The organism is Paenibacillus sp. J22P15, from assembly GCF_056269345.1.
This window is the reverse complement of the sequence record NZ_JBWDNT010000006.1, coordinates 202,334-224,202: the sequence shown is the minus strand read 5'-3', so window position 1 is coordinate 224,202 and position 21,869 is coordinate 202,334. Positions and strand designations below refer to the sequence as shown.

The 21,869-nt window shown below is 45.5% G+C and carries 16 protein-coding genes; 10 read left to right on the top strand and 6 right to left on the bottom strand.

The genetic code is table 11. From position 1 onward, the window contains the following. Positions 1-33 precede the first annotated feature (33 nt). On the top strand, positions 34-534 hold the full coding sequence (locus tag AC0YN6_RS15910; protein ID WP_475748017.1) for a Crp/Fnr family transcriptional regulator: 501 nt from the start codon (positions 34-36) through the stop codon (positions 532-534). 7 nt (positions 535-541) lie between these two features. On the opposite strand, the gene hmpA is transcribed toward AC0YN6_RS15910, so the two are convergent. Beyond that, complete coding sequence (gene hmpA / locus AC0YN6_RS15905) at positions 542-1,774, bottom strand: NO-inducible flavohemoprotein (protein WP_475748016.1); 1,233 nt, start codon at positions 1,772-1,774, stop codon at positions 542-544. A gap of 529 nt (positions 1,775-2,303) precedes the next feature. Between hmpA and AC0YN6_RS15900 the strand changes: the two genes are divergently transcribed. Both AC0YN6_RS15900 and AC0YN6_RS15895 read left to right on the top strand, forming a co-directional pair. Further along, complete coding sequence (locus tag AC0YN6_RS15900) at positions 2,304-4,049, top strand: ABC transporter ATP-binding protein (protein ID WP_475748014.1); 1,746 nt, start codon at positions 2,304-2,306, stop codon at positions 4,047-4,049. 22 nt (positions 4,050-4,071) lie between these two features. Continuing rightward, the gene (locus AC0YN6_RS15895; RefSeq protein ID WP_475748013.1) at positions 4,072-6,090 is read left to right on the top strand and encodes an ABC transporter ATP-binding protein; all 2,019 of its coding nucleotides are present in this window, start codon (positions 4,072-4,074) and stop codon (positions 6,088-6,090) included. Between the two features lie 57 nt (positions 6,091-6,147). Here AC0YN6_RS15895 and AC0YN6_RS15890 read toward each other — a convergent pair whose 3' ends face one another. Both AC0YN6_RS15890 and AC0YN6_RS15885 read right to left on the bottom strand, forming a co-directional pair. After that, complete coding sequence (locus tag AC0YN6_RS15890; RefSeq protein WP_475748012.1) at positions 6,148-7,893, bottom strand: methyl-accepting chemotaxis protein; 1,746 nt, start codon at positions 7,891-7,893, stop codon at positions 6,148-6,150. Positions 7,894-8,355: 462 nt separating this feature from the next. Next, positions 8,356-8,919, bottom strand: coding sequence for an FAD-dependent oxidoreductase (locus AC0YN6_RS15885; protein WP_475748011.1), 564 nt, complete (start codon positions 8,917-8,919; stop codon positions 8,356-8,358). Between the two features lie 227 nt (positions 8,920-9,146). Between AC0YN6_RS15885 and AC0YN6_RS15880 the strand changes: the two genes are divergently transcribed. Beyond that, positions 9,147-9,587 (top strand): MarR family transcriptional regulator, encoded by a 441-nt coding sequence (locus AC0YN6_RS15880; protein WP_475748010.1) that lies wholly within the window; start codon positions 9,147-9,149, stop codon positions 9,585-9,587. A 28-nt stretch (positions 9,588-9,615) separates the two neighbouring features. Continuing rightward, complete coding sequence (locus AC0YN6_RS15875; RefSeq protein ID WP_475748008.1) at positions 9,616-12,831, top strand: efflux RND transporter permease subunit; 3,216 nt, start codon at positions 9,616-9,618, stop codon at positions 12,829-12,831. Between the two features lie 67 nt (positions 12,832-12,898). On the opposite strand, the gene AC0YN6_RS15870 is transcribed toward AC0YN6_RS15875, so the two are convergent. Beyond that, positions 12,899-13,519: a PadR family transcriptional regulator gene (locus AC0YN6_RS15870; protein WP_475748007.1), complete on the bottom strand. Its 621-nt coding sequence runs from the start codon at positions 13,517-13,519 to the stop codon at positions 12,899-12,901. Positions 13,520-13,712: 193 nt separating this feature from the next. On the opposite strand from AC0YN6_RS15870, the gene AC0YN6_RS15865 reads away from it, so the two are divergent. The 4 genes from AC0YN6_RS15865 (at position 13,713) to bcp (ending at position 18,432) form a co-directional block, all read left to right on the top strand. Next, positions 13,713-15,269, top strand: coding sequence for an AraC family transcriptional regulator (locus AC0YN6_RS15865; protein WP_475748006.1), 1,557 nt, complete (start codon positions 13,713-13,715; stop codon positions 15,267-15,269). Positions 15,270-15,368: 99 nt separating this feature from the next. Continuing rightward, positions 15,369-16,703 (top strand): ABC transporter substrate-binding protein, encoded by a 1,335-nt coding sequence (locus AC0YN6_RS15860; protein ID WP_475748004.1) that lies wholly within the window; start codon positions 15,369-15,371, stop codon positions 16,701-16,703. A 171-nt stretch (positions 16,704-16,874) separates the two neighbouring features. Continuing rightward, on the top strand, positions 16,875-17,939 hold the full coding sequence (locus AC0YN6_RS15855) for an asparaginase (protein WP_475748002.1): 1,065 nt from the start codon (positions 16,875-16,877) through the stop codon (positions 17,937-17,939). A 22-nt stretch (positions 17,940-17,961) separates the two neighbouring features. Continuing rightward, positions 17,962-18,432 carry a thioredoxin-dependent thiol peroxidase gene (bcp, locus tag AC0YN6_RS15850; protein WP_475748001.1) on the top strand — a complete coding sequence of 157 codons (471 nt, stop codon included), beginning with the start codon at positions 17,962-17,964 and terminating at the stop codon, positions 18,430-18,432. Between the two features lie 74 nt (positions 18,433-18,506). Here the strand turns inward: bcp and AC0YN6_RS15845 are convergent, their stop codons facing one another. After that, on the bottom strand, positions 18,507-20,369 hold the full coding sequence (locus AC0YN6_RS15845) for an LTA synthase family protein (RefSeq protein ID WP_475748000.1): 1,863 nt from the start codon (positions 20,367-20,369) through the stop codon (positions 18,507-18,509). A 340-nt stretch (positions 20,370-20,709) separates the two neighbouring features. Here AC0YN6_RS15845 and AC0YN6_RS15840 point away from each other — a divergent pair, with 340 nt between their 5' ends. Further along, the gene (locus tag AC0YN6_RS15840; protein WP_475747998.1) at positions 20,710-21,603 is read left to right on the top strand and encodes a M15 family metallopeptidase; all 894 of its coding nucleotides are present in this window, start codon (positions 20,710-20,712) and stop codon (positions 21,601-21,603) included. Positions 21,604-21,702: 99 nt separating this feature from the next. On the opposite strand, the gene AC0YN6_RS15835 is transcribed toward AC0YN6_RS15840, so the two are convergent. Next, entirely contained in the window at positions 21,703-21,858 is a 156-nt protein-coding gene (locus AC0YN6_RS15835; RefSeq protein ID WP_076266302.1) for a DUF1540 domain-containing protein, read from the bottom strand. Positions 21,859-21,869: the final 11 nt, after the last annotated feature.

Here is a 21,869-nt window from a genome sequence, read left to right as displayed (position 1 = left end):
AAATCGGCTGGGCTTGCTGATAAGGAGAATACGATGCAGCTGCATAAAGGACAGACGTTGTTCAATCAAGGAGAAAGCGGGTCGCTGTTTCACTTAAAGAGCGGTTTGTTGAAAATTGTTCGTGTTCATGAAGACGGCCATCCGGTTCTAGTTAATATCATCGTACCGAACGAGATCATTCCTCATCATTCATTAATTAGTCCTTTGCCTTATCACGGCACAGCGATTGCGCTTGTTGCTTGTGAGATCGAACTCGTATCGCCGAAGCTTTGGTACGACGAGCTGAAGCAGAATCCGGAGAAAAGCCTTGAAGTCGCAAAGCTCCTTCAAAGTAAGCTGAGAATGATGCAGCAGCGAATCGATCAATTAACACAAGTGACGCCTGCCGATAAGCTAAGGAAGCTGCAGGAATGGTTTGCGGCATATATTGGACCGACAGCGATAACCGATGTACTGACACAGGATGAGATCGGTCAGCTCATCGGCCTTCGCCGCGAAACGGTCAATCGGCTGCTGCGTGCGCAGCCGAGATAGGAGCAAGCTAGCTTATCGCTGCAAGCTCAAGGCTGGCTGCGGGACCGAAAAATTCATAGTGAATATCCGAATCGGCCACTCCCATTTGCTGAAGAGATTGATTAATTGCCGCCATGAATGGAGTCGGGCCGCAGAAATAAAAGGCAGCGTCAGTATCTGTAATAATGGATTGCAGCCAAGGCAGATCAATATAGCCTTCCTTATGGAAAAGCTGCTCTTTCTGGTCTCTTTCTGTCGGCTTCTCGTAGCAATAGTAGACAGAGACCTGAGGGTGTTCACTCGCAAGCAGATTCACTTGCTCCCTCATGGCATGGACATCACCGTTCTGTGCGGAATGTATAAAGGTTACCTGACGCTTCGGATCATGTTCGGTTAGTGTATTTAGCATGCTGAGCATTGGCGTCAATCCGACACCTCCGCTTATCAATACGACGGGACGCTCATCCGTCCTATTTAGAATAAAGTCTCCAGCAGGAGCGGATAACGATAAAGTTTCGCCCTCAACAATATGCTGGTGAAGGTAAGACGATACTTCGCCGGCGGAGCGGTCTAGATAAGCATCCTCGCGTTTAACCGTGATTCGATAGTAAGGCTTTCCAGGAGCGTCGGATAAGCTATATTGTCGTAATTGCGTATGTTCGGCGCCTTCCTTTTTGATCTTCACGGTTACGTATTGACCAGGTTCGTAGCTTGCAATGGGCTGGCCATCTTCTGGAACCAAGTAGAAAGAAGTGATTACATTGCTCTCCTGCACCTTTCGCTCCACTCGAAAAGCACGGAAGCCCTCCCAGCCGCCCGCCTGCGAGTGTGTATTCTCGTACATTTCTTGCTCTATGCTTATAAAAGCATCCGCAATTATGCCGTAAGCCTCCGCCCATGCATTCAATATTTCATCCGTAGCTGCTTCTCCAAGCACATCTTTAATCGCCATCAGCAAATATTTGCCGACAATCGGATAGTGCTCTGGCTTTACTCCTAAGCTGCGATGCTTATGTCCAATTTGCTTCACAACCGGAATAATAGCTGCAAGGTTCTCGATATGCAGCGCTGCTGCATAAACGACGTTGGCAAGCGCGGCCTGTTGTCTGCCTTGTTTTTGGTTAGCATGATTGAATATGTTGAGGAGCTCAGGGTGATTGGTGAACATAAGCTGATAGAAGCGTTTTGTAATCGTCACGCCGTGAACCTCTAATACAGGAACCGTAGATTTAATAATTTGAATACATTGCGTACTTAACATGAGTAACCCCTCCAATAACTATTCACATCTAATATGTTCAAGTATAGACCTTAGGATGCACCAAACTATGTGATTAAGATCACAGAAATTTTCAACGATTTGTGACATTTAGTATGTTCAACACAGAGAGTTATATTATTTTGTTTTTAAGCAATCACTATTGACAGTAATTTCATCGAATGGTAAAGTGACTAATATATTTTATCGAGAGGAGGATTGCGTTCCATGAACATTCATATGCACATTAATTTTATTGCAGCAAAGAACTATCGTTTGAACATGAATAACGTAATCCATCCGCGCGTTGTTTCACTTTGATTAAGGGTAACCCCCATCATCAGAGGCGCATGATTACGTAACCGTAATCATGCGCCTTTTCTATGCCCTCGCGAGACATGACTGTGTTCTAAGTCGCGTTTTTTTGAGGGAGGGAAGCGTGTCGTTACGGCGACACGCTTTTTTGTGTTCTCGAGAGTATATCGAAGGTAAACGAAGCTTGGATGGATAGCGGAAGGTGTGGTAGAGAAGGATGTTTAGTGTACTCAAGAAATTAAGCTGGTTTTTCAAATTGAATTGGAAGCGATACACAGTCGCTATTTCACTTCTAGTTCTAACGGGAATTATTGATGTTATTCCACCGTGGCTTATCGGCTACACGATCGATGGCATTCATCAGGATCTGCTTGGTCAAGCTGATTTTGATCGTATCCTTTACGGCTGGATCGCACTTACGGTAGTGGGCTATATCATAACGTACATATGGCACTATCAGCTGTTTGGCGGAGCATTTGTGCTGGAGAAGCGGCTAAGGTCCCGGTTGATGGGACATTTCATGCGAATGACTCCAACCTTTTATGAGCGTAACCGGACGGGTGATCTTATGGCGCGTTCGACAAATGACTTAGGAGCGGTTGCACAGACGGCAGGGTTTGGTATTTTGACGTTAATCGATTCGACTCTATTTATGATTACGATCTTGATTGTTATGGCAGGTTTAATCAGTGTGAAGCTCACCCTTGCTGCATTGCTGCCGCTGCCGCTTATGGCACTTGCGATGAAGCATTACGGCAAAAAACTTCACGAGCGGTTCATGGATGCGCAGGACGCATTCGGTGATCTCAACGATGAAGTGCTTGAATCGGTATCCGGTGTTCGTGTCGTTAGAGCCTTCGTACAGGAGGAAGCGAGCGAGGCGCGTTTCAGTGCCAAAACGAATGAAGTGCTTAACAAAAATATTGCTGTTGCGCGCATCGATGCGTTATTCGAGCCGACAATGAAAATTCTCGTCGGAATGAGTTATTTGATCGGTCTTTGCTACGGTGGTTTTCTAGTATTCCAAAACGAAATAACACTTGGGGAGCTGGTTTCCTTCAACGTGTTTCTTGGGATGCTGATCTGGCCGATGTTCGCCATCGGTGAACTGATTAACATCATGCAGCGCGGTAATGCATCACTCGATCGTGTAAGTGAGACGCTTGGTTATAAACCGGACGTTGTCGATGCAGCTGTGCCTGTTAAGGTAGAGGAGCCATCCTCACTGCAATTCCAAAATGTCACATTCCGTTATCCGTCCTCTCAAGTTGATAATTTAGTTAATATGTCCTTTAAGTTATCGCAGGGACAAACGCTAGGTATCGTGGGAAGAACAGGGAGCGGCAAGACAACTTTGCTCAAGCAGCTGCTTCGTGAGTATCCGCTTGGGAAGGGCACCATCCGTATATCAGGCGAGCCGCTTAGCAGCTTGAAGATTGATGACATGCTTGGGTGGATCGGTTATGTGCCGCAGCAGCCTATTCTATTCTCGAGAACCATCCGTGAAAATATTTTCTACGGTTTGAAAGAAGGAACGGACGAGGATTTGCAGCGTGCTCTGGAGAGGGCATCGTTCGCAAAGGATATTAAGTTTTTACCGGATGGTCTTGAAACGCTGGTTGGCGAGCGAGGCGTTGCACTGTCCGGCGGCCAGAAGCAGCGTGTCAGTATTGCGCGAGCGCTCATTGCCGATCCAGAAATATTGCTAATGGACGATGCTCTCTCAGCGGTGGACGGGAAAACGGAGTCCGAGATTATTGAGGGAATTCGTACCGAAAGAGCGGGAAAAACGACGCTTATCACGACGCATCGCTTATCTGCGGTGCAGCATGCTGACTGGATTATCGTCCTCGATGAAGGACGAATTGTACAGGAAGGCACGCATGAGCAGCTGCTCGAGAGCGGCGGCTGGTATCGGGAGCAATATGATCGTCAGCAGTTGGAAGCAATTATTGAAACGTAATAAATTGGAGGCGTGAAGGGCAATGGGTAACACAGGAAAACGATTGTTTCAATACGCCATGCTTTATAAAAAAACGATCCTGATAGCACTTCTCCTGCTCGTGCTTGCTGTATGCGCAGAGCTGGCTGGACCGCTAATTGCCAAACGAATGATTGACCAAAACATTCTCGGCATCGAGAAGAAATGGCATGAAGTCGAGGCTAAGCAGGACTTTACAGTTCTTTATAAAGATAAATGGTATAAGCGCGAGGATCATTTTGCCGCTGCAGAGCAGAAGGGCAAGGAGGTTCGCGTGCTGCAGGTTGGGCGCAATTTCTATTGGCTGGATGATGCGCTTGCGTTCGATCAGGGTAAGCGTGTCATAGAAGGAAACAGCCTTATCGTAACAAACAAGACGACGAACGAAAGCGTCACGTACCCCGTGACTAAGCTTACTTCAGAAGAGCTATACTCCTTCTATAAGCCGGAATTCCCAGCGATCATGAAGCTGGCGGTTATGTACTTTGGATTTTTATTGTTAGTTGCCGTCTTTACCTATGGACAGCGACTCATGCTACAAACCTCAGCGAATCGTATCGTACGTAAGATGCGTACAGATATTTTTGCTCATACGCAGCGGCTGCCCGTCAATTATTACGATAATTTATCAGCAGGGCAGGTTGTGTCGCGGGTGACGAACGATACAGAAGCCATTCGTGAGTTGTATGTCGCAGTTCTGGCGAATTTTTTCACAGGCATTATTTATATGGTGGCGATCTATGGAGCGTTATTTTTATTGGATGTTCGTTTAGCGCTTGTGGCGCTGCCTTTAATACCTATTCTTATCATTTGGATTATCGTTTACCGTAAATTCGCCGCCCGTTATAACCGCGTTATTCGTTCGAAGCTGAGCGAGATCAACGGCATGATTAATGAATCCATACAAGGAATGACGATTATTCAGGCGTTCCGTCGTCAGAAGGAAACGGCGAAGGAATTTGAGGACATGAATGAGCATTATTACAAGTATCAGAACAAGCTGCTCAGTCTTAACTCGCTTACGTCGCATAATCTTGTTAACGTCGTACGCAACACCTTGTTTCTTATTGTGCTTATTATGTTCTGGGGTGATTCGCTTCGCGGAGCGGTATCGGTTGGCGTGCTTTATGCATTCATCGATTACATGCACCGGATGTTTGCCCCGATTGTCGGTATCGTGAATCAGTTATCGAATCTAGAGACGGCTCGTGTATCCGCAGAACGTGTATTTAAGCTGATGGATGAGGAAGGAATAGACGTCGTTTCCGGCAAGATGGAGCGGTATAAGGGAGACGTGAAGTTCGAGGACGTATCCTTCGCTTATAAGAAGGATGAGTATGTACTGAAGAACATTTCCTTCCACGCTCAGCAAGGACAGACGGTAGCGTTGGTTGGACATACGGGCTCGGGCAAAAGCTCCATTCTAAATCTGTTGTTCCGTTTCTATGATTCGAATAAAGGCAAGATTATTGTGGATGGTACCGATGTACAGGAAATACCGAAGCAGCTGCTTCGCCAGCATATGGGCATCGTACTCCAAGACCCGTTCCTCTTTACTGGAACCATTGCATCGAACATTAGTCTGGATAACCCTGAAATCAGCAGAGAGAAGATCGTTCAGTCGCTCCGTGACGTTGGAGCATACGACATGTTCAGTCAGTTCCAGGGCGGCATTGATGCGCCGGTTATTGAGAAGGGAAGCACACTATCGGCCGGTCAGCGTCAGTTGATTTCATTCGCTAGAGCACTGGCCTATGATCCAGCCATTCTTATTCTTGATGAGGCGACAGCCAGTATTGATACGGAGACGGAAGCGATCATTCAAGAGGCGCTTGATGTCCTTAAGAAAGGCCGCACGACATTTGTTATTGCGCATCGTCTGTCGACGATTCGGAATGCAAACCAAATTCTCGTACTCGATCGTGGGGTCATTGTAGAGCGCGGCAGTCATGAGGAGCTTATGGAGCATCAAGGCAAGTATTATGCGATGTATCAGCTGCAATTCGGAGCGGCATCAGCATAAGGAATAATGCGAAAAACGGCTAAGCGGAATCAATCCCGCTTAGCCGTTTTTTTGTCATTAGGTTTTGAAACGGCCAATGGCCTCGTTCAAGCTGGCTGCTAAATTACGCAGCTGTTCGGAGGAGCTTGCGACCTCCTGCATGGACGCAAGCTGCTCTTCCGAGGACGCAGCGACACGTTGTGAATTTCCTGCTGTGATGGCTGTTATGCCTGAGAGTTCATCTAACGAAACAGCAATTTGCTCGCTGCCAGCTGACATTTGCTCCGAAGCGGCAGATACTTCCTGCACTTGATTGGAAACGTCGCGTATAGAAGTCACGATAGAACGGAAGGATTCGCCAGCCTGTGTCGAAATGGTCGAACCAAAGCGTGCGGCCTCCACCGATTGCTCCATGGATGATACAGCTGAAGTCGCATAGCTTCCAATGCTATGCAAAATCACACCGATTTGCTGAGATGATTCCTTGGAACGCTCAGCCAGCTTCCGAATTTCATGAGCAACGACAGCAAAGCCTTTACCATGCTCACCAGCGCGTGCTGCTTCAATTGAAGCATTAAGCGCAAGCAAGTTCGTTTGATTGGCCACATCGCCGATCAACGCAAGTATATTGCCAATCTTGTCGCTTTGCTCTTTGAGCTCATGCAAGGTGGTTACCGTAGCAACTACATTGGACTCGATGGTGTTCATTTGATGCAAGGTTTGATCAATGACCGTCTCACCTTTCGTAGCGAGTGCAGAAGTGTCAGCAGCCAGCTCGGATACAGAAGACGTGGATTCAGCAATTCTCTGAATGCCAATGGTCATCTCTGTCATAGCGCGTTGGCATTCTTGCAGGCTTTGCAGCTGCGAGTCGGTGCCGAAAGCAACCTCTTGGATAGCTTCGGTTACTTCTTCTGTCGCCCTGGACGTCTGCTCAGCGCTTTGCTGCATGTTAGCGGCCGATCCTGCCACCTCATCGGATGTGGTTCGAATGTTGCTCGTAAGCAGGCGGAGGCTTGCGATCATTTCATTAAAAGCTATGGAGACCTGGGCAATCTCTTTGCCGCCTTTGACGGGAACAGCAAGCGTTAAGTCGCCTTTTGCAGCTAATGAGGATACTTTCGCCAACCGATTGAGCGGCTTCAGTGCGATCCGAATAAGTACAACAATTATAGCAATGGCGATGACGGAAAGAAGAGCAGCGATCGCTATACTTTTCCATAACATAATCCTTAAATCATCATTGATTTTTTTGAAATCAAAATCGACACCGAATAAACCAATGACTTTTCCGTTCGGGTCTTTGAGCCTAGCGAAATAAGAAACCCACTGACCATACTCATCCGTAAAGACGTCAGACACTGCATGCCCGTTTTCCAGAGCGTTGCTCATACCTGCTTCCGCTACAGAATCCAGTTCATATTCCGCTCCGGGTCCAAGGCCAGTGGCAAAGAGAGCTTCGTTGCTTTGCATCATTCGTATATATTTTTTGCCATCGCGATCAATAATCTCTGGCATAAACACATAAGCATTGGCAACTATATCATTTTTGATCATGACATCAAGCTGCAGTTTGAGCAGCTCAAAGTTGTCATTGTTGGTATCGCGGCCAGCAGACAGCTCATTAAAGCCAAACGTAATCAGATTATGCCCAGCTTCTATTTGATAGCTGAGTGTTTCCCCGATTCGTTTAATTTCATTTAAGTATGATTTTTTCTGAGAGCTGTAAGATAAATACTCCGTGACGCTAATGACCATTACCAAAAGAAGGGCTAGTACGATGGAGCTGGTAACGACTAAACTTTTGTCTTTTATACGCAGCATCTAATCAATCACACCTTATAATAGAATATAAACTAAGATAAGATATCGTCGAAATATGTCGGAAAATGAATAGATCATTAACATCCATTTTATTACATTAGATAGAGCGATATTCGTATTCAGAATAACAAAATTCTATAAAAATGATGAATTGAAAGAGAGGACGGTCCATGAGAAAGGTTCCAATGGAAAAAACGATTGCGGCGATTAAGAGTCCAGGCCAATAGCCGAATATGCGTAAGCCGAGAAGGATAAAAAGACTCGTAAGGGAAAAGGTAATGCCGTATAAAAATTGAAAATGATTCGAATCTGCTGCTAACGCAAGAAGTGTGACACGATCTTTTACTTCAAAACAAAAGGGTGCCGAAGCACCCTATGTACGGAACGTTAATAATAAATTTTTTAATTTACCTATAATTATACAAATTTTCCTGAAATACTTCTTGCTTCAGGAGGAAGCTTCTACGCTTTTAGAATATCATGATCCACATACCGCTCGCCGTTAAGCTCACTTATAATGTTAATAGCTGCTTTTGCGCCGTCCCCTGCAGTGACGATCGCGTGAACGCTAACGCCTGCTACAGTTCCTGCTGCCCAAATATTATCGATATTCGTTTTTCCTACCGCATCAACTGAAATAATGGTTTTAATACGAGGCTCGGTACCTGGTTTCGTGATGAGTCCAATATGCTCTGCAAGGTCGATTGAAACACCTGTCGCAATAAGCACATGTTTAGCTTCATAACTGCCGCCTTCGGTTTCTACTCGTAGACCGTCATTGATGGCAACGATATTTTGCACCGTTTCCTCTTTGATCTCCGCGCCGAATTTCTCCGCCTGTCGTTTACCTGTATCGACAAAGTCAGGACCGCCGATTTCCATAACTCCGTAATAATTCTCGAACCAGGCACGCTTTGTCATGCCCTTGTTGTTTTCAAACACGAGCGTTTTTTTGCCTGCTTTGGCAGTGAAAATGGCTGCGCTTGCCCCTGCGGGACCAGCACCAATAATAACGATATCGTACATACGACAAACCTCCAATAATTAATATTTGATTACTATAATAGTATATAAATGGATGTTGATAAAAAGCAAATAGCTTGTCTGCTTTTCACTTCCTTTCGTTCACAATTTGTTCTAAATTAAGGAATTGCTTTACATATATTCCTTTGATATAGTTCTACTGTCGAACTATTGCATAATAGAATTAATTTCATGACTATTTTCAGCTGCATAGAAAGGAGGACATCGGTGTGGATCGAGCGTCACTAAAACAAATAATCGATCGATACGAGGCGGCAAATTTTCTCGTAAACCGTCGGTTAAATGCGATGATCCGCGAGTTAATGCCGGAGGATCTAACGGTGGACCAGTTTGCTACGCTGCGTTATTTGCGGTCGAGGGAAATGAGCACGTCTTCCGAATTAGCGGATATATTCTGCGTGGGCAAAAGCTCAATAACAGCAATCATTACGCGATTATTTGATAAGAATCTCATTCAAAGACTGCCTGACGAGAAGGATCGGCGCGTCATCTACTTAGCGCTGACCGAGGAGGGCAAGCAAGTTTGTGATCATATGGAAGATAAGATTCATGTACTTTTAGCAAAGTATATCAATCGTTTTGAAGAGCAGGAGGCATACTGTTTTATTGAAACCTTCGAGAAGCTTGCAAAGGAAATGATGGATTCTTAGTTCTATTTTATTTGGAGGGAGAACAGTGATGAGAACTGTATTGAAATTCAGATGGCTGGTATTGATGGTGTGGCTTGCTGCCGCGGTTGGCCTAATGCTTAGCGCGCCAAATATGGAAGAGCTCGTTCGTACGAAAGGGCAGATTAATGTACCTGATGGTTATTCTTCTTCAGTTGCTAGCGAATTGGAGGAGGCTATTGGGGGAAGCGACGGTGCCAGCACGAGCAGCGGAATGGCGACTGTGCTTGTCTTTCATAAGGATGGCGGTTTATCAGACGCTGATTTCGTGGAGGTAAAGCGCGGAATCGATAAGCTGAAGAGCGAAGCGGAGGCAATCGGGGTACTATCTGTCACGACTCACTTTGATACTAAAGAGCTGGAAGAGCAAATGCTGTCCAAAGATGGAAGCACTATTCTTGCGCTCGTCAATGTTGAAGCTGGTGACCGGGAGCTTTCGGAGTTGAGAGACGGACTTTATGAGACGATCTCTGATGTGGAGGTGGAGCATTATTACACCGGCAACTGGCTGATCTCGGAGGATGTTGTACAAAGCTCGCAGGAAGGGCTTAAGAAAACAGAATTCATTACACTTGGTTTTATTTTGATTATATTATTCGTCGTATTCCGTTCGGCGGTTGCGCCGCTCGTACCGCTTGTAGCGGTTGGCTTTACTTATTTAATATCACAATCAGTCATCGCATACTTAGTTAAATACTTTGATTTTCCGCTTTCTAACTTCACGCAAATTTTCTTGGTTGCCGTATTATTTGGAATCGGTACCGACTACTGTATTTTACTCATTAGCCGCTTCAAGGAACAATTAACACATAACGGCGGAGATAAGACAGAAGCCATTGTGCAGACTTACCGGACTGCGGGAAGAACGGTATTATTTTCTGGATTAGCTGTTCTCGTAGGCTTCTCCGCAATCGGATTCTCGACGTTTATGCTTTACCGCTCGGCGGTTGCCGTTGCAGTCGGAGTAGCTGTTCTGCTTATCGCATTGTTCACGATCGTACCGTTTTTTATGGCGGTACTGGGCACGAAGCTGTTTTGGCCGGCGAAAGGATCACTGGAGCATAAGCCGAGCAAGCTGTGGGGTACGGTAGGTAAGTTTTCATTAAAAAGGCCTTTATGGGCGCTCGTTATTTTGGCGGTTATCATCGTACCTTTCCTTACAGCGTACAAAGGCACGATCTCCTTTAACTCGCTTGATGAGATTGGCGACAAATATGATTCGGTTAAAGCTTTCAATATTATTTCGGATAGTTTTGGGCCTGGTGATTCGTTGCCTACAACGGTTATTGTCAAAGCTGATAAGCCTCTCGATACACCTGAAGGGCTCGCTGTACTAGAGCAAGTCAGTCGTGAGCTTGCAAATACGGGAGGTATTAAAGCTGTTCGCAGCGCAACTCGTCCAACAGGAGATGTGATGGAGCAGTTTCTTGTGTCCGATCAAGTCGGCACCCTTGAGGATGGACTTGGTCAAAGCGGCGAAGGCCTCAGCAAAATCGGAGACGGTCTCTCCGAGGCGAGCAGCGCCTTAAGTGAAAATGCACCGAAGCTGAATGAAGCTGTGAACGGCGCAGGTCAGCTCGTTGATGGTACGAATGAGCTGAAGGCAGGTATCGAACAGCTTGGTACAGGTCTGAAAAAAATCCAGCAGGGGCTGGAGGATGGATCAGCAGGTGCAGGAGAGCTTGCCGAAGGATTAAAGCAGGCACAAGTTAGCGCTGAACAGCTAGCAGGTGCTAGTGATAAATTGCTTAGCAGCTACGAGCAGCTAGGCGGCGGGCTTGGTCAGCTAACGGGCGCTTATCGTGCGATAGCTGCCGAACAGGAGAAGCTTGCGGGCGGTTTATCAGGCGTAGAGCAAGGTCTGACAGGGCTGCAGGAGAGTTATCCTGAACTGCAAAACGACGAGACGTTTAAGCAAACACTTCTTGCTCTTGGTCAGCTTCAAGAGGGAGCTGCTGGCATCAGCGGGCAATTGTCGCAGCTGAATGATCAGCTAACGGGCATCTCGGCTGGCATGACGCAGGCGAATGCAGGTTTCTTGCAAGCAAATGAAGGGCAATCTGCACTAGCTTCAGGACTTAGCAAGCTTGCTGCAGGGCTTACCGGGCTGCAAAAAGGTATTGAGCAGGCAGCAGCAGGTCAAGGTCAAATTGTCTCGAAGCTGCCGGGTGTCACACAAGGCTTTAATGAGCTAACAGACGGGCAGAAGGAGCTTCAAGCCGGCTTTGCATCTTTAAACGATCAACTAGGTGAGTTGACTAGCGGCCTTGATCAAAGTGTTGACGGCTTATCTCAGGTAACGGATGGGCTGACTTCTGCTGGCGGATACTTGAACAGCCTTGCTGAATCTCCAAACAAGCAAATGACAGGCTGGTATATTCCAGATGAAGCGATTGCGAACGAGGAATTCCAAGCTGCACTTAACGTTTATATGTCAGAGGACCGCAAGACAGCGAAATTTGATGTCGTATTTAGCGGCAATCCGTATGCACAAGAAACAATGGCTCAGATCGATGGACTTGAAGCAGCTGTTAACCGTGCTATTCAAAGCACAGAGTATAGCGGAGCACAGGTAGCTATCGGCGGCGTCACCAGTATGAATAACGATTTAAGTAATATTTCAGCATCTGATTATTCTCGTACGGTCATTCTCATGCTGATCGGTATTTCGATTATCCTTATTATTTTGTTCCGCTCGATCGTCATGCCGCTGTACATGATTGCATCGCTCCTGGTTACTTTCTATTCCTCAATGGCGATTGCTGAGGTTATATTCGTAAGGCTGCTTGGGCAATCAGGCATTAGCTGGGCGGTGCCATTCTTCGGATTTGTTATGCTGGTGGCGCTCGGAATTGACTACAGTATTTTCTTGATGGATCGCTTTAAGGAGTACCGTCATTTATCGCCGCAAGAAGCGATTCTCGAAGCGATGAAAAACATGGGTACTGTTATTATGTCTGCAGCCGTCATTTTAGGCGGAACATTCGCTGCGATGCTTCCTTCAGGCGTGATGTCGCTCCTGCAAATTGCGACCATTGTGCTGTGTGGATTGTTCATCTATGCACTGTTGATGCTTCCATTGTTTATTCCAGTCATGGTTCGTACTTTCGGGCCTGCGAACTGGTGGCCGTTTATGGGACGCAGACCGGACGCTAAGTCAACAGATCGTGTCCATGGCAGTCAACCGCTTAAAGGACATCATGTCTCACACGATTCTACACATTAATTGATGAAGAAGGGTTATCTGTGGTCTTTCTAGAAAAGGCCATGTGGTAACCCTTTTTTTGTTATAATTATCGTCTAGCCCAATCATAGCGATCCGCTTCTGTACGATCAGCCTGCTTGGGACCAGTGAGGAATGCACTGATTTGCTGCTGCTGCTCATTTAGTAGACGTAGAAGTTTTTCAGTTTGCTCCGTACTGGCTGATGCTTCTTGTTCGGCTCGTGTTAACAGCTTGAGCAGGTTAAAGGATTCATTCGCTAGTCCGAGCTTACGGTGAATCTTCTCATTACGGAACGAATCGTTTTCGGTTGACGAGGGGCCGTCCTCGGTTGCGTCACGCCTTACTTTATCGGGAAGCAGCAATAGTGCTGAGCTGCCTTGTTCTGTGATCATATAGATCTTTTTGCCGCCGTCTTCTTCTTGAACGGTTACAAATCCACATGCCTCAAGCATTTGAAGCGTGGGATAAATGGAGCCTGCGCTCGGCATATAAAGCCCGCCAGACTGCTCCTTCAGAGCCTTCATCATCTGGTAGCCATGCATAGGACGATCCTTAAGCAGATTGAGCAGAGCAGCTTTCACGCCGCCTCTGCCGAAATAACGTTTGCTGCTAGGGCGCTGATGGGCGCGGGGTTCTTCCTTGCTATGTTTGGGAAGCTCTTTAGAGACATCGTTTTTCGAAATTATCACATTAAGTCACCTCAGTCTTTATCTAAAGGGGTTGTCCTGTATAACCAATCGTTGCCAAACTAAATCTAATCGCAACACTTTAATCATAGGCTGCTGCTTGCTAGAAACTTGCTACTCTTACAGCATTGACAATGATTATTATTATTATTTACTCATCGCAAAATAAAATTGTTTATTAAGGATGTGAGCGCTCATGCCGCAACAACCGAATCAAACAAATCAAACAAAGTATGGTGTAATGTCTTATATTGGCACGGAGGAGATTAAACTCCCGTCATTGCAGCAAATGCATCTGATCAATAAGGAGGAGCAATGCTTTGCTTTCGTGCTTCAACAGAAGGTGAAGGTTGCCATTGTAAAGAATGGACAAATTACAGCTAATAAGGCGGTTGGAGGGGAAATATTTCTCATTCCCGCGCATTGCGAATGTACGCTGAATAATGAGGGGAAACAGCAAAGTGAAATTGTACTGATCTATTTCCGGAGCGAGCTTTCAGCTGCTGTAACCGAGACTCTTCCTTACCGAGACGGTGTAGGTCTAAAGCTGCTGCGGATGCCACAAGCTAGAAGCTGGCTGCAAGACTTTCAAAGCGATTCAGGTGCTGATGATGTAGGTTTATACTATCAGCTGCAATCGCAGCTTTATGCAATAGTCGCGGCGCTCATTCAATCGATCCAGCAGCCCAAAGAAACCGAGGCTGATTTAATAAGCTACGTCGAGCAGGCAAAGCAATTCATGATCGAGCAGTTAAGCTCTCCGATGGATATGGAGGAGCTTGCAAGATCCTCGGGCGTAAGTACAAGTCGGTTTTATCAAGCCTTTCGTGGCTACACGGGACTTACTCCGCTCAAATATATGACTAAGCTTAGACTGGATGCTTCTTTGCGTATGCTCTCAGGTACGTCCTCTTCGATTGTCGATGTAGCACATGCTGTAGGTTATCCGGACGAATATTATTTCAGCAGGTTGTTCAAAAAGCATATGGGACTAGCGCCTACAGAATATGCTCAGCTTGCGAAGAAAAGAGTTGCGACGCTTGTATCTGTTTTTGCAGGGGATTTATCTGCCATTGGCATGCCTGTATGTGTGTCCTTTATTCGTGTGAGCACTCAGCAGCCTGAGCATGTGCTTCAGAAGCTGCGCGAAGCGGAACCGGATCTCATACTGGCAGGAATGCTTGATGAGGAAATGCTAGCAGCATGTTCGGCTATTGCGCCGGTTCTGATGCTCGATTGGAAGGCCTACTCTTGGAAGGAGAGGCTGATCGAGATTAGCGATGAACTGGGCTTGTCCACGGTAGCAGAGCGCTGGCTATCCTATTATGAGGCGAAAGTGCAAAACGCACGTGTTCAGCTCCAAAGCTGGCTGGGCAATGAGCCGATCCTGCTCGTGCATGCTGGAGAAACGGGCTTTCGCATATTCGGTCCGCGCCGCCGCAAGATGAAGGATTTCTTTTATGACGATCTGCAAATGACATTTCCCAAATCGGCAAAAGAGATTGGGTTTCTCGATACGAAATCGCTGAGTGAGATCGCCGATCTTGGCTGCAGCAGCGTTCTATTTCTTGTGCCAGCGGAAGCTTCTCGCGATTTCTGCAATCAGCTGGAGGAGCGCTGGTGTGCTCTAAACAAAATGGATCTGCAAAGAAGATGCATATTTATCGGCTACCATGACCGGCTGAATTATAATCCGACTGTGCATGATGGGCTCATCGATGAGACCGTTAGGCATCTGATGAGTTATGAGTAATTCATTTCCGAAAAAACAAGCTGTATCGTTTGTCGAGTATTAAACCGATAAGTAAAGTAATGGTTATGTATCATTATTTTTTTGATTGGGAGGCATCTGATGAAACTCACTCAAACGGGCGAGGTAATATACCCGCTCTCGTTGATCATCATGATATTTATCTTAAGCGGTTGTTCGCACAATAATGATATGTTGGAGAATTCTCAGCAGTCAGCTGCTCCCAATAAGGTGACTTTAAAGGTTGTTGAGAGCCTGACGACGCCGCTGCGAACAGTGGAGCTTGAAAGATTAATCGCACAATTTGAAGCGGACTACCCGAGTATTGAGATTGAACTGGTATCGCCGGAAAATGACACAGCAGATCAAACGATAATGACGATGCTGGAGCAGAACGAAGCGGTAGATATCGTGGAGGTACAGGACGAAAGGGTGCATCAATATGTATCCAGCGGCCATCTTGCCAGCCTGGAGAGTTATATTTCATCATGGAGCAATTATATATTGCTCAATAATAATGCGATGCTGTTGTCCAGAGATGTATGTGATATAACCTATTACATTCCGAACAGTCTGTATCAAGTGCAGCTCTATTACCGAAAGGATTGGTTCGATGCGAAGGCGCTTCAAGTTCCAGAAACATGGGAACAGCTTTTCTTTGTGGGGAAACAGTTGACGAAACCTTACGAAGGGAGATATGGCTTTTCCTTTCGCGGCGGCAGGGGTGCGGCTAACCCGCTGTCTATGATTATTCAAGACTATAACGGAAAGAATGTCACAAACGACGATTCTATGTTTAATTTAGATGGCTCAACTATATTTTCAGGTAAGAGTGCGGTAGAAGCGCTAGAGCTTTACCGGAAGATTTATATTGAGATATCAGATCCGAAGTCCATCGATTGGGGCTTTAATGAGCAGGTGGAGTCATTTGTGAATGGTAAGGCGGCCATGCTTATTCAGGACTCAGATGCGATTGGAATGATTCAGGACAAGCTGAAGGACAGCCAGTGGGCAACAGCGCCGCTACCTGCTGGACCTGATGGGATATCGTATTACAATGTGGGTGCAGTAGGTTGGGGAATTGCTTCTAAGTCCGAGCATAAGGAAGAGGCTTGGACATTCATTGCCTATCTTTCATCGCTTGAGAACAATCGTGCCTTCGCTGACGCGTCAGGGGCTATATCGATTTACAACAGAACGCTTGAGGAAGAAAAGTATACTACAGGTCCGTATGCTCCTTATATGCTGATGGCAAATGATCCTGTTCGCTACAAAGGTGTCAAAAAACCGAGCAATTACAAAAATTACAGTGAATTTTTTCAAATGGCAACGGATGTTGGAGCGCAATATTTGCAGGATCTCATTACGGTGGAGGAGCTGCTGAAGCAGTTCGATGAGTTTTGGCTGCAGCAAAGAGCCATGGTAGGAGATTCATGATATAGGAGGATGCTAAAGGCCTACTATCTTTCGTATGAAGCGGATCTGACAGGGCAATCTAATAAGAACCAACTTGTTCCTTGACCTGAATATAGCACCGCATATACGATAGTATCATTCTTCTTGATTTATTAACAGGCTGCGATAGTAAGACCGTAAGGAGGCACAATTTTGAAAAAGTTATTAGTTGTATTTACAGGCGGGACAATCGGAAGCAAGAAGCAAGGACAGGGCATAGATGTGGATAGTTCGGGTTCATACGCGCTTATCGATGATTATAGCAATAGTGACAGGCAACGAGACGATATTAAGCTTGATGCAATACAGCCGCTTAATTTGTTAAGCGAGAATATGACGACAAACGATTGGATCACGCTGGCAGAAGCTTTACGAAGTGTAGATTTAGACAAGTATGCTGGTTTAGTTGTCACGCATGGTTCGGATACGCTAGCCTATAGCGCTGCAATGATCGGTTATTTGTTTGCAGATACAAAAATCCCCATTGTACTGACAGCAAGCAATTATCCGCTCGCTGATGAAAGAAGCAATGGACGCCGTAATTTTGCAAACGCGATTGATTTTGTTGCAGATACGCAGCTGCCTGGCGTTTTTGTCGTATATGAGGACGACAAAGGCACTTCGCTTGTATATCTCGGAACGAGAATTACACAAGCGATATCCTTTACCGACCAATTTGGAAGTCCATACGGCATTCCTTATGGATCGATGATAGACGGGCAATTTCAATGGCTGCAGCATGAATGCAATCCGAGTATGGAAGCGCTGCGGCTTGCGCCGGAAGCGGTGTTTTCATGGGAACCGAAGACACTTCAACTCGATTCCAGCATCGTGTATATTCGGCCTTATCCGGGCTTGAACTATTCGTATTATGATTTTGCAACGATACGGCCTAAGGCGGTTCTTCATGATCTTCATCATTCGGGTACGGCGAGCGCAATAGAGGAGGGGCCATATTCACTTCCACAATTTATTGCGAGCTGCAGAGCGCTTGGAATTGACGTTTACATATGTCCGATTAGAGATCGTTCAGATGCGCTTTATTCATCGTCGCTGCGTCTTATCGAAGCGGGTGCTATCGTCATAGAGAAGCTGTCTGTGGAAGCTGCTCTTACAAAGCTAATGATCGCATATGGACGATATGATGACAAAGCAGAGGCAAAAGCATTCGTCACGGAAAGTGCTTTGTATTACGAGCATAACGAGGATAAAAATTGATTAAAGAGGAGCATGAGGGGCCATGGGAGATTATTTGAAGGTTGGAGATCAAGTGCCGAATTTCAAACTGCAGGCATCAAATGGCAAGAATGTGGAGCTGGCGGATTATTCGGGCAAGAAGCTCGTTATTTATTTTTATCCACGTGATATGACGCCTGGCTGTACAACAGAATCCTGTGATTTCCGTGACTTTAACGGTGAGTTCGGAGCACATAACACGGAGGTAATCGGAATTAGCCCAGACGATTTGGCTTCTCATGAGCAATTTGTAGATAAGCATGAGCTGCCGTTTCTGCTATTGTCGGATACGGAGCATACGGTTTCTGAGCTGTTTGGCGTATGGAAGCTGCGGAGCTGGAACGGCGAGGAATTTATGGGTATTGAGAGATCAACCTTCTTGCTGGATGAGCAGGGTAAGCTCGCTAAGGAATGGCGAAGTGTAAGTGTAGACGGCCATGTCAAGGAAGTGCTCGATGCTGTGAAAAACGGTTAGTAGAATGAACTATAAAAAAAAGGCTCCCTTTGAAGCTGCATTACTGCGCTTTAGAGAGAGCCTTCTTTAATAGCTTATTTTAATTTCCAAGTTGGCAACTGATTAACATAGCTGTCGGATAGATTGAGCAGCTCGAGTGCGCGCTGGTACTCATCCTCAGTTGCTGCTTGTTCCGTGATGCCGTCGCCGGCTAAGGAGTAATGAGTGCCGTCTTCGAAACCGCTGCCTGACATGAATAGCTCCTTGCTGCTTAAGAATGAGCCTGTCGGGAGATAATAACGCTGTGGCAGTACGTTATACGTTTGATTAAACAAGTCTTGGCCGAAGTGGATATGATCATCCAAGGAAATACCGAGCATATTAGCAATCGTAGGCAAAATGTCTACTTGACCGCCTAGCTGATCGAATACTTTTCCTTCAGTTAAGCCTGTCGAAGCTACGACGAGCGGAATGTTGATCATATCTGTATAGCCGTATTCATGGCCGTAAATTTCAGCCATAAGCTCTTTGTCATTACGGTCGAGTGAGTATACCGGAAGACCAAGATGATCACCGTACAGCAAGATCAAGCTGTCATCCCATATACCGCGTTCCTTCAAGTCTGCAATGAACTCGCCAAGCGCGGAGTCTGCATAGTTTTGTGCGCGGATATAATCACCGACGAAAGTATTTTCATAACGCTCAGGGAGTGTCATTTTGTACTTCTCCGGCGGTATAGTGAAAGGATGATGTGCTGTCATTGAAATAACATGTGAGTAGAAAGGTTTTCCACTTTCACTCATGCGTGCCATTTCAGCAGCTGTTTTCTTGTAAAGCTGTTCATCAGAAGCTCCGAAAAATACGGTATCGTCTTCACCAAAAAACTTTTGATCATAAAAACGGTCAAAGCCAAGCGCCTTATAAAGCTCGCCACGGTTCCAGAACTCAACCACATTCGTATGGAACGTTGAAGTGTCGTAGCCTTGTGCCTTCAGTAATTTCGGTAAGCTTGGAAGCTCTTTATCCGCATAGATCATCGTTGCCGCGCCGCGCGGCGGAATATAGAAAGAAGTATTGACGACGAACTCGGCATCGGATGTATTGCCTTGGCCTACTTGCTGGTAGAAATGTTTGAAATAATAGTTTTCATTGACAAGCTTATTAATATTAGGCGTAATTTCTTGCCCATCAATTTTTAAGTTGACGAGGAAATTTTGAAACGACTCCATTTGAATAATAATGACGTTTTTGCCCTCTGCCGTTTTCCAAAGCTGTGGAGCGGCTGGAGTTTCAATTTTCTTGACTGTATTGATTTTTTCTTGTGTAATTTGGTTCGGATCAACAAAATCAATCGTTTTTTTCTTGAAAATCATATAAGCCTCGTAATTGAGTATGCCCATTTGCTCTGCTTTGACGATTTCATTCATACTCGCACGGTTTGGCAAAATATTAAACAAGCAAAGTGCGACCGAAATGCTGAACAACGCAATGACGAGTCGTTTACTTTCCTTAATCGAACTTTTCTTCTTCCAGTCCAAAGCTTTTTTTGGTCTAAATAGCAGCACAGCCATGATGATAATATCTGTAAAAATAAGCAGGTAGTAAGGATCCATAAGTGAGAACACGCTATTTTTGACCGCTGTCACTTGATTTACCTGCTCCAGCGCGAGATAGGTCACAATAACGCCGTAATATTTGTAATACATAATGACAGCGAATAATATGAGTGTCATTACTAGGTTAGCTATTAAATAGTAGATAAGCTTGCGTTTGGAAGCGAACCATTCTATGAGACAGTAAACAATCAAGACAAACGGAATTTCTTTCAAAATAGTGGTCCATGAAAAACCATCCTCAAAAATGACCATCCATGCCAAGTAGCTTTTGAGAAGCATAATGAATGAGAAGAATAGGATGGGACGAGTGCTTAACAATCGTTTTGGTGTTAGAAATGTCATATAACCGCCTACCTTTCACAGCAAAAACTGGCCATCTCTCAGAGGCAGCCAGCCTGCTAATCTTAATATACGTTCGCTCTGTAAATTCTTTATTCATTATGCTCCTAATTATAGTCGAATGTCAAAAGGCAAAAGGCTCCTCCCTACCCAATCAAAATATTTGTAAATAACGAAAAAATAAGATGTTTTGATTATTCTTATTCAAGACAACATTTCTAGCCCTATTAGATTGAAACATTTCAGCCTTTTTAGTAGTCTATTATTTAGCTGCTATGAAACAAACGATGAAAACAATTATGACTTTTTGAAATATATGTAAAAATAAGGTTGGTGAATTAATTTGAAAAAAAGAAGAAGCAGGTTGTTTCTGTTTATTATTGTATGCGCGGCAATGGTGTTTGGTTACTATTTATTTAATAAGGAAGGGTCAACAACGGTTTTGCCGAAGCAAGCAGCTGATGGCTCCCTTGAAAGCGGCGGCGAGGTAACGGGCAGTGTCGGTTCAGAGCCTGAGGGTGAGAATGGCGGCGAAACACCAGACGCTGCTATAAAACCGCCAGCTGCTGAACAGCCGGACTCGAGCAATGGGAATCAAGGCGAAGCCGGTGCTGGAGAGGCAGAGAAGACAGAGGAAGGCATGGAAGTTATCGCAGACCCTGCGGATATTGCCGTCCTTGTGAATAAGCAGCGGAAGCTGCCAGAAGATTATAATCCAACGGATCTGGTATATCCAGACGTTCGTTTTATTTTTTCTGAGAAAATCGAGAAACGCAAGATGAGGCAAGATGCAGCTACAGCGCTTGAGAAGCTGTTTGCAGCAGCAGAGGTTGATAATATCAAGTTGGCAGGCGTTTCGGCTTATCGCTCGCACAGCACCCAAAAGAAGCTGTTTGAGAGATATGTGAAGAGAGATGGTCTTGAAAAGGCGAGAACATACAGTGCCTTACCTGGGACAAGCGAGCATGAAACGGGCTTAGCGATTGACGTGTCGGGCAGTGATGGCAAATGTGCAGCAGCTGATTGTTTTGCAGACACGAAAGAATCGTTGTGGCTTGAGGAGCATGCGCATGAGTACGGGTTCATTATTCGATTTTTAAAGGGCAAGGAAAAAATTACAGGTTATCAATATGAACCTTGGCATTTACGTTATGTAGGCAAAGATGTGGCAACTGAAATGGCTAAGAGCGGAGAAGTTCTTGAAGAGTATTATAATGCAGTTCCTGTAGCAAAATAAGGGCAATAGCAGCAGCGCAAGCGGTTCTTTACCTATTCAGCAGATCGTGAGCTGCTGGAAATGAGTGCTTGCGCTGCTTTCTATTTGTAAAGTAATCCGTTAAATCTTTGCTTCAAACGTTTTGCAATCTGTTTCTTCGGAGTTGCTGGCTTGCTTACCGCGATTGCTGACAACATAAATAGAAGAAGCGCCGCAGTGATTTCCTGCAGCCCAGAACTTGCATGAGTTCACTTCGCATAGTACATCCTTTGCCATTGACAATTCAC